This is a genomic window from Kitasatospora sp. NPDC059146 (assembly GCF_042786665.1).
GTDB lineage: Bacteria > Actinomycetota > Actinomycetes > Streptomycetales > Streptomycetaceae > Kitasatospora.
In genome coordinates, this window is record NZ_JBHZCY010000181.1 from 1 (window position 1) to 14,677 (window position 14,677).

13 protein-coding genes and 3 tRNA genes are annotated in these 14,677 nt (G+C 72.8%); 13 read left to right on the top strand and 3 right to left on the bottom strand.

Annotated features, from left to right (window positions below):
• Positions 1-89 precede the first annotated feature (89 nt).
• Together ACFXPX_RS40765 and ACFXPX_RS40770 are read left to right on the top strand one after the other, a co-directional pair.
• Positions 90-2,729 (top strand): ATP-binding protein, encoded by a 2,640-nt coding sequence (locus ACFXPX_RS40765; RefSeq protein ID WP_380586127.1) that lies wholly within the window; start codon positions 90-92, stop codon positions 2,727-2,729.
• Complete coding sequence (locus ACFXPX_RS40770) at positions 2,722-3,417, top strand: response regulator (RefSeq protein ID WP_375881967.1); 696 nt, start codon at positions 2,722-2,724, stop codon at positions 3,415-3,417. Before ACFXPX_RS40765 ends, ACFXPX_RS40770 begins: the two co-directional genes overlap by 8 nt.
• A 338-nt stretch (positions 3,418-3,755) precedes the next feature.
• Here the strand turns inward: ACFXPX_RS40770 and ACFXPX_RS40775 are convergent, their stop codons facing one another.
• Positions 3,756-5,024 (bottom strand): hydrolase, encoded by a 1,269-nt coding sequence (locus ACFXPX_RS40775; protein ID WP_380521308.1) that lies wholly within the window; start codon positions 5,022-5,024, stop codon positions 3,756-3,758.
• Between the two features lie 261 nt (positions 5,025-5,285).
• Between ACFXPX_RS40775 and ACFXPX_RS40780 the strand changes: the two genes are divergently transcribed.
• The 8 genes from ACFXPX_RS40780 (at position 5,286) to ACFXPX_RS40815 (ending at position 10,256) form a co-directional block, all read left to right on the top strand.
• A tRNA-Thr gene (locus ACFXPX_RS40780) sits at positions 5,286-5,358 on the top strand.
• 44 nt (positions 5,359-5,402) lie between these two features.
• Positions 5,403-5,475, top strand: a tRNA-Met gene (locus tag ACFXPX_RS40785).
• Between the two features lie 83 nt (positions 5,476-5,558).
• Positions 5,559-5,723: a 50S ribosomal protein L33 gene (gene rpmG / locus ACFXPX_RS40790; protein WP_006604855.1), complete on the top strand. Its 165-nt coding sequence runs from the start codon at positions 5,559-5,561 to the stop codon at positions 5,721-5,723.
• A gap of 130 nt (positions 5,724-5,853) precedes the next feature.
• The gene (locus ACFXPX_RS40795; RefSeq protein ID WP_375881971.1) at positions 5,854-6,312 is read left to right on the top strand and encodes a MaoC family dehydratase N-terminal domain-containing protein; all 459 of its coding nucleotides are present in this window, start codon (positions 5,854-5,856) and stop codon (positions 6,310-6,312) included.
• Between the two features lie 5 nt (positions 6,313-6,317).
• Positions 6,318-6,740, top strand: coding sequence for a MaoC family dehydratase (locus ACFXPX_RS40800; protein WP_380586124.1), 423 nt, complete (start codon positions 6,318-6,320; stop codon positions 6,738-6,740).
• 111 nt (positions 6,741-6,851) lie between these two features.
• Positions 6,852-7,415 carry a TetR/AcrR family transcriptional regulator gene (locus ACFXPX_RS40805; protein ID WP_380644867.1) on the top strand — a complete coding sequence of 188 codons (564 nt, stop codon included), beginning with the start codon at positions 6,852-6,854 and terminating at the stop codon, positions 7,413-7,415.
• A gap of 255 nt (positions 7,416-7,670) precedes the next feature.
• Positions 7,671-9,149, top strand: a complete 1,479-nt coding sequence (locus ACFXPX_RS40810) for an MFS transporter (RefSeq protein ID WP_380644870.1) — start codon at positions 7,671-7,673, stop codon at positions 9,147-9,149.
• 63 nt (positions 9,150-9,212) lie between these two features.
• Positions 9,213-10,256: a UDP-N-acetylmuramate dehydrogenase gene (locus tag ACFXPX_RS40815; RefSeq protein WP_375881974.1), complete on the top strand. Its 1,044-nt coding sequence runs from the start codon at positions 9,213-9,215 to the stop codon at positions 10,254-10,256.
• Positions 10,257-10,296: 40 nt separating this feature from the next.
• On the opposite strand, the gene ACFXPX_RS40820 is transcribed toward ACFXPX_RS40815, so the two are convergent.
• Both ACFXPX_RS40820 and ACFXPX_RS40825 read right to left on the bottom strand, forming a co-directional pair.
• Positions 10,297-11,340 carry an adenosine deaminase gene (locus tag ACFXPX_RS40820; RefSeq protein WP_375881976.1) on the bottom strand — a complete coding sequence of 348 codons (1,044 nt, stop codon included), beginning with the start codon at positions 11,338-11,340 and terminating at the stop codon, positions 10,297-10,299.
• A gap of 116 nt (positions 11,341-11,456) precedes the next feature.
• Complete coding sequence (locus ACFXPX_RS40825; RefSeq protein ID WP_375881979.1) at positions 11,457-12,704, bottom strand: pyridoxal phosphate-dependent aminotransferase; 1,248 nt, start codon at positions 12,702-12,704, stop codon at positions 11,457-11,459.
• 286 nt (positions 12,705-12,990) lie between these two features.
• Here ACFXPX_RS40825 and ACFXPX_RS40830 point away from each other — a divergent pair.
• The 3 genes from ACFXPX_RS40830 to nusG form a co-directional block, all read left to right on the top strand.
• Positions 12,991-13,063 (top strand) — tRNA-Trp (locus ACFXPX_RS40830).
• A 150-nt stretch (positions 13,064-13,213) separates the two neighbouring features.
• Positions 13,214-13,540 (top strand): preprotein translocase subunit SecE, encoded by a 327-nt coding sequence (secE, locus tag ACFXPX_RS40835; RefSeq protein ID WP_380644868.1) that lies wholly within the window; start codon positions 13,214-13,216, stop codon positions 13,538-13,540.
• Positions 13,541-13,747: 207 nt separating this feature from the next.
• On the top strand, positions 13,748-14,677 hold a 930-nt coding region (nusG, locus tag ACFXPX_RS40840), incomplete at its 3' end, for a transcription termination/antitermination protein NusG (protein WP_380644869.1).

Below are 14,677 nucleotides of genomic sequence, written 5' to 3' on the forward strand. Positions count from 1 at the left end.
GATGCTCCCCGCGCCCGGGTCGGCCGCGCCGTACCCGCAGACGCGCACCGTCCCCCGCCGCCACCTCCTGATGGAAAGAAGCAGTGCCCATGGCCCGCGACCTCACCCCCGGCTCCGGCATCCGCACCGGTCGGTTGAGGGTGTACCTCGGCTCCGCCCCGGGGGTCGGCAAGACCTACCGGATGCTGGACGAGGCCCGGCGCAGACAGGAGCGCGGGGCCGACGTCGTGATCGGGTACATCGAGTGCCACGGCCGCCGCCACACCGAGGCCATGACCGACGGCCTGGAGGTGCTGCCGCGCGCCCACCGCTCCTACCGCGACGCCGAGTTCGAGGAGATGGACCTCGACGGGGTGCTCGCCCGCCGCCCGTCCGTCGTGCTGGTCGACGAACTGGCCCACACCAACATCCCCGGCGGCCGCCACGCCAAGCGCTGGCAGGACGTCGAGGAACTGCTCGCCGCCGGGATCGACGTCATCACCACCGTCAACATCCAGCACCTGGAATCGCTGAACGACGTCGTCCAGAAGATCACCGGGATCCCGCAGCGCGAGACCGTCCCGGACGAGGTGGTCCGCCGGGCCGACCAGCTCGAACTCGTCGACATGGCGCCCCAGGCGCTGCGCCGGCGGATGGCCCATGGCAACGTCTACAAGGCGGAGAAGGTGGACGCCGCGCTCTCCAACTACTTCCGGGTCGGCAACCTCACCGCCCTGCGCGAGCTCGCCCTGCTCTGGGTGGCCGGCCGGGTGGACGAGGGGCTGCGCGACTACCGGGCCAGCCACAAGATCGACCGGGTCTGGGAGACCCGCGAGCGGGTGGTGGTCGCCCTCACCGGCGGCCCGGAGGGCGAGACCCTGGTCAGACGGGCCGCCCGGATCGCCGCCGCCGCGGGCGGCGAGCTGCTGGCTGTGCACGTGTCCCGCAGCGACGGCCTGGCCGGCGCCTCCTCCGGCGCGCTCGCCCAGCAGCGGCAACTGGTCGAGAGCCTCGGCGGCAGCTACCACGTGGTGGTCGGCGACGACGTCCCCACCGCGCTGCTGGCCTTCGCCCGCGCCCACGACGCCACCCAGCTGGTGCTCGGCACCAGCCGCCGCGGCCGGATCAACCGCTTCCTCACCGGCCCGGGCACCGGGCAGACGACCGTGGACGCCTCCGAGGACATCGACGTCCACATGGTCACCCACGAGTTCACCGGCCGCGGCCGGCTGCCTGCGCTGGGCCGGCGCCACTCCCGGCGCCGCACCGTCGTCGGCTACCTGGCCGGCCTGGTGATCCCCTGGCTGCTCACCGTCCTGCTCTCCCAGGCGCACGACACCATCAACCTCACCACCGACGCGCTGATCTTCCAGCTCGGCGTGGTCATCGTCGCCCTGCTCGGCGGCGCGATGTCCGCCCTGCTGGCCGCGTTCATCGCCTCGGTGCTGCTGAACTACTACTTCATCCCGCCGGTCCACAGCCTGACCATCGGCGAGACCAACAACATCGTCGCCCTGGTGGTCTTCGCCGCCATCGCGCTCGCCGTCTCCACCGTGGTCGACCACGCCGGCCGGCTCACCACCCGGGCCGCCCGGGCCACCGCCGAGGCCGAGACCCTCTCCACCCTGGCCGGCAGCGTGCTGCGCGGCGCCGACGCGCTGCCCGCCCTGCTGGAGAAGTCCCGGACGGCCTTCGGCATGCAGACCGTCGTCCTGCTCTCCCGTTCCGACGGCGAGGTGCTCGCCCACAGCGAGGCCGAGCACCCGGACGAGGACGAGGCGCAGCACGAGACCACCGAGGTCCCGGTCGGCGTCGACGCCGTGCTGATCCTCACCGGCCGCCGGCTGCCCGCCGCCGACCAGCGGGTGCTCACCGCCTTCGCCGCCCACGTCGGCGCCGCGCTGGAGCGCGACCGGCTGGCCGTGGTCGCCGCCGAGGTCGAGCCGATCAAGGCCGCCGACCGGATGCGCACCGCACTGCTCGCCGCCGTCAGCCACGACCTGCGCACCCCGCTGGCCGCCGCCCGCGCCTCGGTCGGCTCGCTGCTCAGCCCGGACGTCGAGTTCTCGCCCGAGGACCAGACCGAACTCCTCGAAACCGCCGACGAATCGCTGGTCAAGCTCACCCGGCTGGTCGACAACCTGCTCGACATGAGCCGCCTCCAGGCCGGCGCGCTCACCCTGCACCTCACCGAGACCCACCTGGACGAGGTCCTGCCCCGGGCGCTCGACAGCCTCCCCGACCCGTACGCGCCGGTCCAGCCGCTCGACCTGGACACCGCCCCGGCGGTGCTCGCCGACCCCCCGCTGCTGGAGCGGGTGCTCGCCAACGTGATCACCAACGCGCTGCGCTACAACGCCCCCGGCGCGCCCGTCCTGGTCACCGCCAGCCACCACGCCGACCAGGTCGAGATCCGGGTGATCGACCGCGGCCCCGGCATCGCCCCCGAGGACCGCGACCGGGTCTTCCTGCCCTTCCAGCGCCTCGGCGACACCGACAACACCACCGGGGTCGGCCTGGGCCTGGCCCTCTCCCGGGGCCTCGCCGAGGCCATGGGCGGCAGCCTGGAGGTGGAGGACACCCCCGGCGGCGGCACCACCATGCTGCTCACCCTGCCGGCCGTCACCGAGCCCGCTGCCGAGCCCGCCGTCACCGAGCCCGCCGCCGAACCGGCCGCCGAGGCCGCCGCCACCGAGCCCGCCGCCACCGAGCACCGTGCCACCGGGGAGGAGCCACCGCACCATGAGTGAGCACACCATCGAGAACTGCGAGATCCTCGTCGTCGACGACGAACCGGCCCTGCTGCGCACCCTGCGGATCAACCTCAGCGCCCGGCAGTACGCCGTCCGCACGGCCGCCAGCGGCAGCGAGGCACTCGACCGGGCCGCGCACTCCGCCCCGGACGCCGTCCTGCTCGACCTCGGCCTGCCCGACCTCGACGGCATGGACGTGCTGCGCGGACTGCGCACCCACAGCGCGGCGCCGATCATCGTGCTCTCCGGCCGCTCCGACGCCGCCGACAAGATCGGCGCGCTGGACGCGGGCGCCGACGACTACCTCACCAAGCCGTTCCTGATGGACGAACTGCTGGCCCGGTTGAGGGCGGTGCTGCGCCGGCCGCTGAGCCCGGCGCCGCCGGGCCGGCCGGTGATCGGCGACCACACCGTCGACCTCGCGGCCACCACGGTGGTCGGGCCGGGCGGACCGGTGCGGCTCACCCCGACCGAGTGGCGGATCCTCAGCCTGCTGCTCGCCAACCCCGGCCGGCTGGTGCCTGGGCGGCAGATCCTGCGCGAGGTGTGGGGGCCGGCCCAGGAGGCGCGCGGCAACTACCTGCGGGTGTACCTGGCCGGGCTGCGGCGGAAGTTGGAGCGCGACCCGGCCCGGCCGCGGCACCTGATCACCGAGCCGGGGATCGGCTACCGGTACGTGCCGTAGCCGCCGGTCCGTGCCAGGGGTGCCGGTCCGTGCCGTAGTCGCCGGTCGGCGTCGTGGGGCCGGTCCGTGCCGTAGCCGCCGGTACGCGTCGTGGGGCCGGGCCCGAACGGGGCGGCGTCAACGAGCCGTCAAGAGCCGGCCGGTGGGCGACAGGGGAGCGTCAAGGCCGGTCGGGGGCGGTGGTCCGTGGTCGTAGTGTCGGTGCCGGAACGAGCGGTTCCTGCTCCTTGTGGGGGAGGCCGGGACCGCTCCAGCCGCCGGCCAAGGGCGGCCAGCAGTGGGGGAGGGGCGCGCGACTCGGGTCGCGCGCCCCTTGGCTTTCCCGGCCCCCCGCGCGCTCAGCAGTCCGTGCCGCCGGACTGCCGGGGCAGCGCCAGCGCCACGGTGTCCGCGAACTCCCGGACGGCGCTGGTCCGGCTGACCACCCGGCCGCTGTGCACCACCAGCCGGCTGTGCCCGCCCGCGAGCGCCCCGGCCAGGCTGTCCCCGCGCACCGCCAGCAGCTCCGCCGGGAACCCGGCGTCCACCCGCACCGGCGGCAGCCCGAGCGCCGCCCGGGCCTGGTTCGCCACCGCGTCGTACGCCGCGTCCGGGTCCAGCTCCCCGCTCGCCGCGAGCAGGTAGGCCGCCTCCAGCGGGTCGGCCCGGCCGACCGGGTTGGACGGGTCCCGCAGCGCTCCGCTGCCCGCCGCCAACGGCACCCGGGCCGCGGTCAACTCCCGTACCAGGCCGGGCCGGAGTCCGGCGGGGCGGCCCTCCAGGCCGGTGCAGCCGCCGTTCTGCGGCAGCCAGACCACCCGCACCCCGCTGGTCGCCAGCACGGTGGCCCCGCCGCGGGCCAGCGCCCCGCACGGCCCGAGCGTCACCCGAGGCCGCAGCGGTGCCAGGGCGCCCGTCAGGCGGGCGAGTTGGGTCGCGTCGGCGGCGGTGGTGTGCAGGTCCACCGGGCAGTCCGCCTCCCGGGCGGCCTCCAGCAGCAGTTGGACGTACCCGGCCGGGTCCGGGTCCAGCTCCGGGCAGCCGCCGGCCGCCGTGGCGCCCAGCTTGAGGGCCTCGCGCAGCTGGGTCCGCCCGTCCGCGCCGGCCCGGCCGGTGAGCAGTCGGGGCATCGCCACCGCCTGGAGTTCGGCCAGGCCGCGCAGCGCCTGGCGGGCGGTGAGCACCGCCTCCAGCTGGCGCAGCCCGTGCACGTCGCCGATCCGGACGTGGGTGCGCTGGGCGGTGGCGCCGTAGCCGAGCGAGGTGAGCGCGGCCTCGGTGATCCGGCGGGTGAGGTCGGCGGGGGTGTCCGGGGGCGGGGCGGGCAGGGCGGCGGAGAAGGCGCAGTCGTAGTGGGCGTGCGCCTCGGCGGGGGCGGGGAGCAGCAGGTAGCCCTTGAGGTCGATCCGGGCGCCGGTGGTGACGGTGGGGGCGCCGGGCAGGGCGGGCAGCGGGCCGAGGCTGCCGACGGTGCCGACCGCCTGGATCCGGTCGCCGCTGACCCGCACGTCCACCACCCGTCCGTCGGCCAGCCGGGCCCCGGTGAGCAGGAGGACCGGGCCGTGCCCGAGCGGGTTGGCCGCCGGGCCGGGGCCTGAGTGCGGCCCGTCGGCGGCTGCGCTGTCCATCGCCGGCTCCTTCTCGCGCTGGCCAGTGGGCCCGTGGGGGATCGGGCCGGTGCCCCGGCCAATGAGCGTCGAGCCTATGGCGCACGGGGGCGGGGCGCCGGGAGGCGGGCAATAGTCGTATCGGCTCGGGGCGTACGGCTCGTCGGCCGATCGAACGCCCGGCCTTGGATCGTCCGTCCGTGCACCTCGCCGACCTGCGGTCTTCGCCCCGGGATACGGATTTCACCTCTGGGCGCGGAACGTGTAATCTCTTCCTCGTTCGCCCCTATAGCTCAGTCGGTAGAGCGTCTCCATGGTAAGGAGAAGGTCTGCGGTTCGATTCCGCATGGGGGCTCTGGTGAAAGGCAGTTCGGCTTCGGCCGGGCCGCTGATCACTGTGGCGGTGTAGCTCAGTTGGTAGAGCAAGCGGCTCATAATCGCTGTGTCACCGGTTCAAGTCCGGTCACCGCTACCCCGCGTAGTCGGTCGGGAGATCGCACTCCCGGTCGGCTACTCTTGTTGTGTTCTTATTCGTTGTCCAAGGAAGGCACTCCCGTGGCTGCCACCGACGTCCGCCCGAAGATCACGCTGGCCTGCGTGGAGTGCAAGGAGCGGAACTACATCACCAAGAAGAACCGGCGTAACGACCCGGACCGTCTTGAGATGAAGAAGCACTGCCCCCGCTGCAACTCGCACACCGCGCACCGCGAGACCCGCTGACCCTGCTGCAGGGCGCCGGGCCTGTGTGATTCAGGTCTTCGACTCCGGGCCGTATCCCTCAACAGGGGATGCGGCCCGGAGTCTTTTTTCGTACCCGTCCGGGTATCCACCCGCGTTCCGAGGAGCTGCCGTGGCACTCGACCCCTCTTTCATCGGGCGTAGCTACCCGCCCACCGCCCCGTACGAGGTCGGCCGGGAGAAGATCCGCGAGTTCGCGGTCGCGATCGGGGACGCCAACCCGGCGTACACCGACGCGGAGGCCGCGAAGGCGCTGGGCCACCGGGACGTGATCGCCCCGCCGACCTTCCCGTTCGCGATCGCCTTCCAGGCGGCCGGCCAGGTCGTCGAGGACCCGGAGCTGGGGCTGGACTACAGCCGGGTGGTGCACGGCGACCAGAAGTTCCAGTACACCCGCCCGGTGCAGGCCGGCGACCGGCTGACGGTCGCGGTGACCATCGACAACATCAAGTCGCTGGCGGGCAACGACGTGCTCACCGTGCGTGGCGAGGTGGCGGACGAGATCGGCGAGCACGTGGTGACGGCGATCATGACGCTGGTGGCCCGGGCCGCCGACGAGGCGGGGGAGTGAGCGCGATGGCGATCAACTACGACGAGGTCGAGGTCGGCACCCAGCTGCCGGCCCAGTCCTTCCCGGTGACCCGCGCCACACTGGTGCAGTACGCGGGCGCCTCCGGTGACTTCAACCCGATCCACTGGAACGAGAAGTTCGCGCTGGAGGTCGGCCTGCCGGACGTCATCGCGCACGGCATGTTCACCATGGCCGAGGCGATCCGGGTGGTCACCGACTGGGTCGGCGACCCGGCCGCGGTGGTCGAGTACGGCGTCCGCTTCACCCGGCCGGTGCCGGTGCCGAACGACGGGGTCGGCGCGGTGATCGAGGTCTCCGCCAAGGTCGCCAAGAAGCTGGACGGCCGCAAGGTCCAGGTCGACCTGCTGGCCACCTCGGGCGGCCAGAAGGTGCTGGGGATGTCCCGGGCGGTCGTCCGGCTCGCCTGAGGCCTTCGTCACTCCGACCGCCCCGGGGCCCGTTCGACGGGTTCCGGGGCGGTCGGGTTTTTCGGTGCCGAGCCCTTGCCGAGATAGTGATTGGTCACTAACTTAGAGCCCATGGCGAAGATGAGCATGCGGATGAGCGCGGAGGAGCGACGCGAGAGCGTCGTCCGGGCCGCGATGATCGAGTTCGCCAGGAACGGCTACCGCGGGACGTCCACCGAGTCGATCGCCCGCCGGGTGGGCGTCTCGCAGCCGTACCTGTTCCGGCTGTTCCCGGGCAAGCAGGCGATCTTCACGGCGGCCGCCGAGCGCTGCATCGAGGAGACCTGGAAGGTCTTCGACGTGGCGTCGGCCGGGCTGACCGGCGAGGAGGCCGCCGCGAAGATGTCCGAGGCGTACATGGGCCTGGTCGAGGACGGCGAGCAGCTGATGATGCAGATGCAGCTGTACGTCTCGGTGTTCGCCTCCCGGATGGCCGGTGAGGACGAGATCGGCGAGACCGCCCGGCGGTTGTGGGGGGAGCTGTTCGAGCGGGTGCGGGAGCGGGTCGGCGGCGACGTGCAGGGGACCACCGAGTTCTTCGCGTACGGGATGCTGATCAACGCCCTGGTGGCGCTGGGCTTCCCCCGGGAGCACCGGATCTGGGACGGCTTCGGCGAGCGCGAGGAGGCCGGGTAGCGGGTCGCGCGGCGCGGTCCGGGCGGCCCACTTTTCGGCCCTCAAAAGTTAGTGATCAATAACTATCCGGGAAATCCTGGGGGGACGTTCATGACGGAGCACACAGCAGCAAGCGCGACCGGGGCCGAGGCGGCGGAGGCGGCCGAGGGGGCCGAGGTGGCGAAGGCGACCGGGGCCGAGGTGGCGGCCACGGAGCGCCCGGGCCTCGGCCGTACCGGCGTCTGGACCTTGGTGATCACCGCCCTCGCGGGCTTCATGGCCGCGCTGGACAACCTGGTCGTCACCACCGCGCTGCCCTCCATCCGCGAGGAGCTCGGCGGCGGGCTGTCCGACCTGGAGTGGACGGTCAGCGCCTACACCCTCTCCTTCGCCGTGCTGCTGATGTTCGGCGCGGCGCTCGGCGACCGCTTCGGCCGCCGCCGGATGTTCGTGATCGGGCTCACGCTCTTCACCGTCGGCTCGGCCGCGGCCGCGCTCTCGCCCGGCATCGGCGAGCTGATCGCCGCCCGTGCCCTCCAGGGCGTGGGGGCCGCGGTGGCGATGCCGCTCACCCTCACCCTGCTGACCGCCGCCATCCCGGCGGCCAAGCGCGGGATGGCCTTCGGCATCTGGGCCGGTGTCAACGGCCTCGCCATCGCCACCGGACCGCTGGTCGGCGGCACCCTGACGGAGAACTTCTCCTGGCAGTGGATCTTCTGGGTGAACGTCCCGGTCGGCGTGGTCCTGGTGCCGCTGGCCGCCGTCAAGCTGCGCGAGAGCCGGGGCGCCAACCCGGCGCTGGACGCGGTCGGCACGGTGCTGGTGAGCCTCGGCCTGTTCGGCGTCGTGCTCGGCCTGATCCGCGGCAACCCGGACGGCTGGACCAGCCCGCTGGTGCTGGGCGCACTGGCCGGCGGCGTCCTGCTGCTGATCGCCTTCGTCCGGTACGAGCAGCGCGGCGCGAAGCACCCGATGCTCCCGATGCGGCTGTTCCGCAACCGGACCTTCACCGCCGTCAACGCCTCCGGCCTGCTGATGTCGCTCGGGATGTTCGGCTCGATCTTCCTGATCAGCCAGCACCTGCAGACCGTCGGCGGCTACACCCCGGAGGAGGCCGGCGTCCGGATGCTCCCGTGGACCGGGGTGGGGCTGATCGTCGCCCCGCTCGCCGGGATCCTGGCCGACCGGCTCGGCGGCCGCCCGATCGTGGTGCTCGGGCTGGTGCTGCAGGGCGTCGGCCTGGCGCTGTACGCGGCGATCAGCGCCGGACTCGGGCACTACGCGTACGGCCCGGTGGTGCCCGCCGTGGTGATGTGCGGGGTCGGCATGTCGATGTACTTCGCGCCGACCGCCGCCATGGTGATGGACAGCGTCCGGCCCGAGGAGCAGGGCATCGCCTCCGGCGCCAACAACGCGCTGCGCGAGGTCGGCGGCGCGCTCGGGGTGGCCGTGCTGGCGGCGGTCTTCTCGGAGCAGGGCGGGGACGGCTCGGCCGGGACCTTCGTCCACGCGATGGGGCCCGCGCTGTACGTCGGAGCCGCGGTGGTGCTGGCGGCCGGGGCCTGCGCGCTGCTGCTGCCGGGCCGGACGGCGAAGGCCGGGGCGGTGGTCGCCGGAGCGGTGGCCGCCGAGCAGTCCGCCGCGATCGAGCGGGCGGCGGACACCGAGGGCGTCGAGAGCATCCAGGGCGTCGAGAGCGTCGAGGGCGTCCAGGGCGCAGAGGAGGCCGTCCCGGCCGAGGCCTCGAAGGCCTGAACGGTGGGGTGCGGGTCACGGGGGCGGCCGAGCGGCCGCCCCCGTCCCCGTACGCTGGTGGGCGTGCTGGTAGAAAACGACGCCCCCCTCGCCCCGCTCACCACGCTCCGGCTCGGCGGCCCGGCCCGTCGGCTGGTCACCGCCCACACCGACGACGAGGTGATCGCCGCCGTCCGCGAGGCCGACGCGGCCGGTGAGCCGCTGCTGGTCCTCGGCGGCGGCTCCAACCTGGTGATCGGCGACGCCGGCTTCCCCGGCACGGTGCTGCGGGTCGCCACCACCGGGTTCGCCCTGGACGGCACTGTGCTGGAGCTGGCGGCCGGCGAGGTGTGGTCGGAGGCGGTCACCCGCGCGGTGCGCGAGCACGGCCTGGCCGGCATCGAGTTCCTGGCCGGCATCCCCGGCTCGGCCGGTGCCACCCCCGTGCAGAACGTCGGCGCGTACGGCCAGGAGGTGGCCCAGACCGTCACCGAGGTGGTCGCGTACGACCGCACGGCGGGCGAGGTGGTCACCCTCTCGAACGACGAGTGCGGGTTCTCCTACCGGCACAGCCGCTTCAAGGCCCGGCCGGACCGCTACGTGGTGCTGCGGGTGCGGTTCGCCCTGGCGGACCACGCGGGGCTCTCCACCCCGGTCAAGTACGCCGAGGTGGCCCGGCACTTCGGTGTCGAGCAGGGCGAGCGGGTGCCGCTGGGCGAGGCGTACGACGCGGTGCTGGGGCTGCGCTCCGGCAAGGGCATGGTGCTGGACCCGGCGGACCACGACACCTGGTCGGCCGGCTCCTTCTTCACCAACCCGGTGCTCACGGCGGCGCAGTACGAGTCCTTCCGCACCCTCCCGGGTGCCCAGGACGCCCCCGCCTACCCCGCCCCGGAGGGCTGCACCAAGACCTCGGCGGCCTGGCTGATCGACCGGGCGGGCTTCGCCAAGGGCTACGGCGACGGCCCGGCCACGCTCTCCACCAAGCACACCCTGGCGCTGACCAACCGCGGCGCGGCCACCGCCGAGGACCTGCTGGCCCTGGCCCGGGAGATCCGGGACGGGGTCCGCGAGGCCTTCGGGGTGGAGCTGGTGAACGAGCCCGTGATGGTGGGCGTCAAACTCTGAGGCGTGTCCAGGGGCCCTGGCGGGCCCGTGCCCAGGGGTTCTAGCGGGCCGGGTGCCCGTCGACCAGCCAGGCGTCGATGTCCGCCAGCAGCTCCTTGCGGACGGCCTCCGGGGCGCACGAGCCGCGGACCGACTGCCGTGCCAGCTCGGCGAGTTCGGCGTCGGTGAAGCCCAGGGCGTCGCGGGCCAGGTCGTACTGGGCGACCAGCCGGCTGCCGAACAGCAGCGGGTCGTCCGCGCCGAGCGCCAGCGGTACCCCGGCGTCGAACAACCGGCGCAGCGGTACCTCTTCCGGGTGTTCGTAGACGCCGAGCGAGACGTTGGAGGACGGGCAGACCTCGCAGGTGATCTGGCGGTCCGCCAGCCGGGCCATCAGCCGCGGGTCCTCGGCGGCCCGCACGCCGTGGCCGATCCGGCCGGCGCCCAGGTCGTCCAGGCAGTCCCGGACGGACTCCGGCCCGGCCAGCTCGCCGCCGTGCGGGGCGGCCAGCAGCCCGCCCTTGCGGGCGATCTCGAAGGCCCGGTCGAAGTCCCGGGCCAGGCCGCGGCGCTCGTCGTTGGAGAGGCCGAAGCCGACCACGCCGTGGTCGGTGTAGCGGACGGCGAGCCGGGCCAGCGTCCGGGCGTCCATCGGGGACCTCATCCGGTTCGCCGCGACCAGCACCCGGATGCCCACCCCGGTGGCCGCGGCGGCCTGCTCGACCGCGTCCAGGATCAGCTCCAGGGCGGGGATCAGCCCGCCCAGCCGGGGCGCGTAGGAGGTCGGGTCGACCTGGATCTCCAGCCAGCGGGAGCCCTCCCGCCGTTCGTCCTCGGCGGTCTCCAGGACCAGCCGGCGGATGTCCGACTCGTCCCGGAGCACCGAGCGGGCGGTGTCGTAGAGGCGCTGGAAGCGGAACCAGCCGCGCTCGTCGGTGGCGCGGAGCTTGGGCGGCTCGCCGGAGCTGAGCGCCTCCGGCAGGCGGACGCCGTGCTTGTCGGCCAGCTCCAGCAGGGTGGCGGGCCGCATCGAGCCGGTGAAGTGCAGGTGCAGGTGGGCCTTCGGGAGGCCCCTGACGTCTCGCGGGTTCAACAGGCGTTCCATTTTCCGATACTGCCGTATGAGGCCCCCAAACGGGAACCGCCCTCTTTCCGTCCCCCGAAGGGGTGAAAGAGGGCGGTGCGGCGGGTGAATCCGCCGTGTCCGGTTGACGTCGGACGTCAGTCGCGGGCCTCGCCGAGCAGCTTCTGGAGCCGGCTGATGCCCTCGACCAGGTCCTCGTCGCCGAGCGCGTAGGAGAACCGCAGGTAACCGGGGGTGCCGAAGGCCTCGCCCGGGACGGCGGCGACCTCGACCTCGTCCAGGATCAGACTCGCCAGCTCGGCGGAGGTCTGCGGGCGCTGACCGCGGATCTCCTTGCCCAGCAGGCCCTTGACCGAGGGGTAGGCGTAGAAGGCGCCCTCGGGCTCGGGGCAGAGGACGCCGTCGATCTCGTTGAGCATCCGCACGATGGTCCGGCGGCGGCGGTCGAAGGCGGTGCGCATCTCGTGCACGGCGGACAGGTCGCCCGCGACGGCGGCGATCGCGGCGCGCTGGGCGACGTTGGAGACGTTGGAGGTGGCGTGCGACTGCAGGTTGGTCGCGGCCTTGATCACGTCCTTGGGGCCGATCACCCAGCCCACCCGCCAGCCGGTCATCGCGTAGGTCTTGGCCACGCCGTTGACCACGATGCACTTGTCGGCCAGCTCGGGCAGCAGGGCCGGCAGCGAGGTGAAGGTCGCGTCGCCGTAGACCAGGTGCTCGTAGATCTCGTCGGTGAGCACCCACAGGCCGTGCTCCAGCGCCCAGCGGCCGATCGCCTCGGCCTCGTCGCGGGTGTACACCGCGCCGGTCGGGTTGGAGGGCGAGACGAACAGCACCACCTTGGTGTTCTCGGTGCGGGCGGCCTCCAGCTGCTCGACCGAGACCTTGTAGCCGGTGGTCTCGTCGGCGACGACCTCCACCGGGACACCGCCGGCCAGCTGGATCGACTCCGGGTAGGTGGTCCAGTACGGGGCCGGGACGATGACCTCGTCGCCCGGGTCCAGGATCGCGGCGAAGGCCTCGTAGATGGCCTGCTTGCCGCCGTTGGTGACCAGCACCTGGGAGGCGTCCACCTGGTAGCCGGAGTCGCGCAGCGTCTTGGCGGCGATCGCGGCCTTGAGCTCGGGCAGTCCACCCGCCGGGGTGTAGCGGTGGTTCTTCGGGTCGCGGCAGGCCTCGACGGCCGCCTCGACGATGTAGTCCGGCGTCGGGAAGTCGGGCTCACCGGCACCGAAGCCGATCACCGGGCGGCCGGCGGCCTTGAGGGCCTTGGCCTTGGCGTCCACGGCGAGGGTCGCGGACTCGGCGATCGCACCGATCCGGGCGGAGACCCGGCGGTCGGCGGGGCGGAGGGACTGGTCGGGCTGCGGGGTGGAAGCGCTCATGCCTGCATCGTCGCAGAACCGGGACGGACCGGGCGTGGCGGTTCCAGTATCCGTACGGCCCCGTCCGCATCGCGGCCCCCGGCGATCCGCCGGTGCGCGCCCCGCCGGGCCGGACATCCGCCGGGCGGACGGTGGTCCCGGAAGAAGAGGTTCGACCAAACACCCCTCGACCACGTACACTCGCTGCTCGACGGCCCGCCGAAAAAGACCGGAGCTTTCACCGCCTGTACAGACAGCGGGGGGAGATGCGGTAGGTTGGTCGCCACCAGGGGCCGCGAGGTTCCGTAGGGCAATAGCTCAATTGGTAGAGCACCGGTCTCCAAAACCGGCGGTTGGGGGTTCGAGTCCCTCTTGCCCTGCTGCTTGATCCGCATTCAGCCCGTTCGCTCCACAGAGCGAGCGGGCTTGATGCGGAGAGGGCTCCGATCAGCACCGCTTAAGCCGACCGCTCGTGCCTGAAACGGGTACGCAGGTGATGTTCGGCCGGACCCGGATTCAGGTGAGGACGAGTGACGGAGACCACGGGCTCCACCGCAACGCCTGAGAGCGGCAACCCCGAGGGGACCGACGGCGCTGCCGAGACCGCTGCTGTCGAGGGCGACAAGACCTCCGGCAAGCAGAAGAAGTCCGGCAAGCGGGCCAAGAAGGGCCTCTTGGCGCGGATGGGCCTGTTCTACCGCCAGATCATCGCGGAGCTCCGCAAGGTCGTCTGGCCCACCCGGAGCGAGCTCACCAACTACACGGCGGTCGTGGTGACCTTCGTCGTGGTCGTGATGGGCTTCGTCTACGGCCTCGACTACGGCTTCGCCAAGCTGAGCCTCTTGGTCTTCGGCTGATCGAGCCCCCACCTCCGAACCACCTCCCGACCCGGGCCGAATCATCGGTCCGGGTCGAGCTGTCGGCGGCGGACGTACGCGCGCGTACCGTGGACTCGGTACTGTTGAAGTCTCCGAGACCTCTCCTGGCGACCGCGCGAGCGGCTGCGCGCCGGGCCGGTTCCGGAGCGCGCCACCTTCACCATCTCCAGGAAAGAAGCAGCCACCGTGTCTGAGTCCCCCCTGTACGACGCCGACGAGACCGTCCGCGAGGCGGATGTCGCCGCCGAGCTGGACGCGGCCGAGCTGGCTGTCGACGCAGAGTCCGCCGAGCAGGTCGTCGACGCCGTGGACAGCGACGAGGACGAGGTCGAGGCGTACGACGAGGCCGAGGCCGGCGAGCCCGCCGAGGAGGCCGCGCTGCACGTGGAGGTCGACGAGGAGCTCGCCGCCGAGGAGTCGGTGGACGAGGAGCCGGCCGAGGACGAGGACGCCGAGGCCCTCGAGGCGGAGGACGCCGAGGAGGAGGCCGAGGTCGAGGTCGACCCGGTCGCCAAGTTCCGCGAGGACCTGCGCTTCATGCCGGGCGAGTGGTACGTGATCCACACCTACGCGGGCTACGAGAACCGGGTCAAGCAGAACCTGGAGCAGCGCGCCGTCTCGCTGAACGTCGAGGAGTACATCTTCCAGGCCGAGGTGCCGCAGGAGGAGGTCGTCCAGATCAAGAACGGCGACCGCAAGACCATCCGGCAGAACAAGCTCCCCGGCTACGTCCTGGTCCGCATGGACCTCACCCCGGAGTCCTGGGGCGTCGTGCGCAACACCCCCGGTGTCACCGGCTTCGTGGGCAACGCCTACGACCCGTACCCGCTGACCCTGGACGAGGTCGTCAAGATGCTCGCCCCGGACGTCGAGCGCCAGGCGGCCAAGGAGGCCGGCAAGCCCTCCCCGGTCAAGCCGAGCGAGATCCAGGTCCTGGACTTCGAGGTCGGCGACTCGGTCACCGTCACCGACGGCCCGTTCGCGACCCTCCAGGCGACCATCAACGAGATCAACCCCGACTCGAAGAAGGTCAAGGGCCTGGTCGAGATCTTCGGCCGGGAGACCTGCGGCAGCGCGGCCAGCGCGTCGATCTCGGCGAGCGCCTCGTCCAGCGCC

Excerpts from the sequence above, each read along its gene's own strand:
- ACFXPX_RS40765 (WP_380586127.1), top strand. The coding sequence starts at position 90 with ATGGCCCGCGACCTCACCCCCGGCTCCGGCATCCGCACCGGTCGGTTG.
- ACFXPX_RS40770 (WP_375881967.1), top strand. The coding sequence starts at position 2,722 with ATGAGTGAGCACACCATCGAGAACTGCGAGATCCTCGTCGTCGACGAC.
- ACFXPX_RS40775 (WP_380521308.1), bottom strand. The coding sequence starts at position 5,024 with ATGGACAGCGCAGCCGCCGACGGGCCGCACTCAGGCCCCGGCCCGGCG.
- ACFXPX_RS40800 (WP_380586124.1), top strand. The coding sequence starts at position 6,318 with ATGGCGATCAACTACGACGAGGTCGAGGTCGGCACCCAGCTGCCGGCC.
- ACFXPX_RS40805 (WP_380644867.1), top strand. The coding sequence starts at position 6,852 with ATGGCGAAGATGAGCATGCGGATGAGCGCGGAGGAGCGACGCGAGAGC.
- ACFXPX_RS40810 (WP_380644870.1), top strand. The coding sequence starts at position 7,671 with ATGGCCGCGCTGGACAACCTGGTCGTCACCACCGCGCTGCCCTCCATC.
- ACFXPX_RS40820 (WP_375881976.1), bottom strand. The coding sequence starts at position 11,340 with ATGGAACGCCTGTTGAACCCGCGAGACGTCAGGGGCCTCCCGAAGGCC.
- ACFXPX_RS40825 (WP_375881979.1), bottom strand. The coding sequence starts at position 12,704 with ATGAGCGCTTCCACCCCGCAGCCCGACCAGTCCCTCCGCCCCGCCGAC.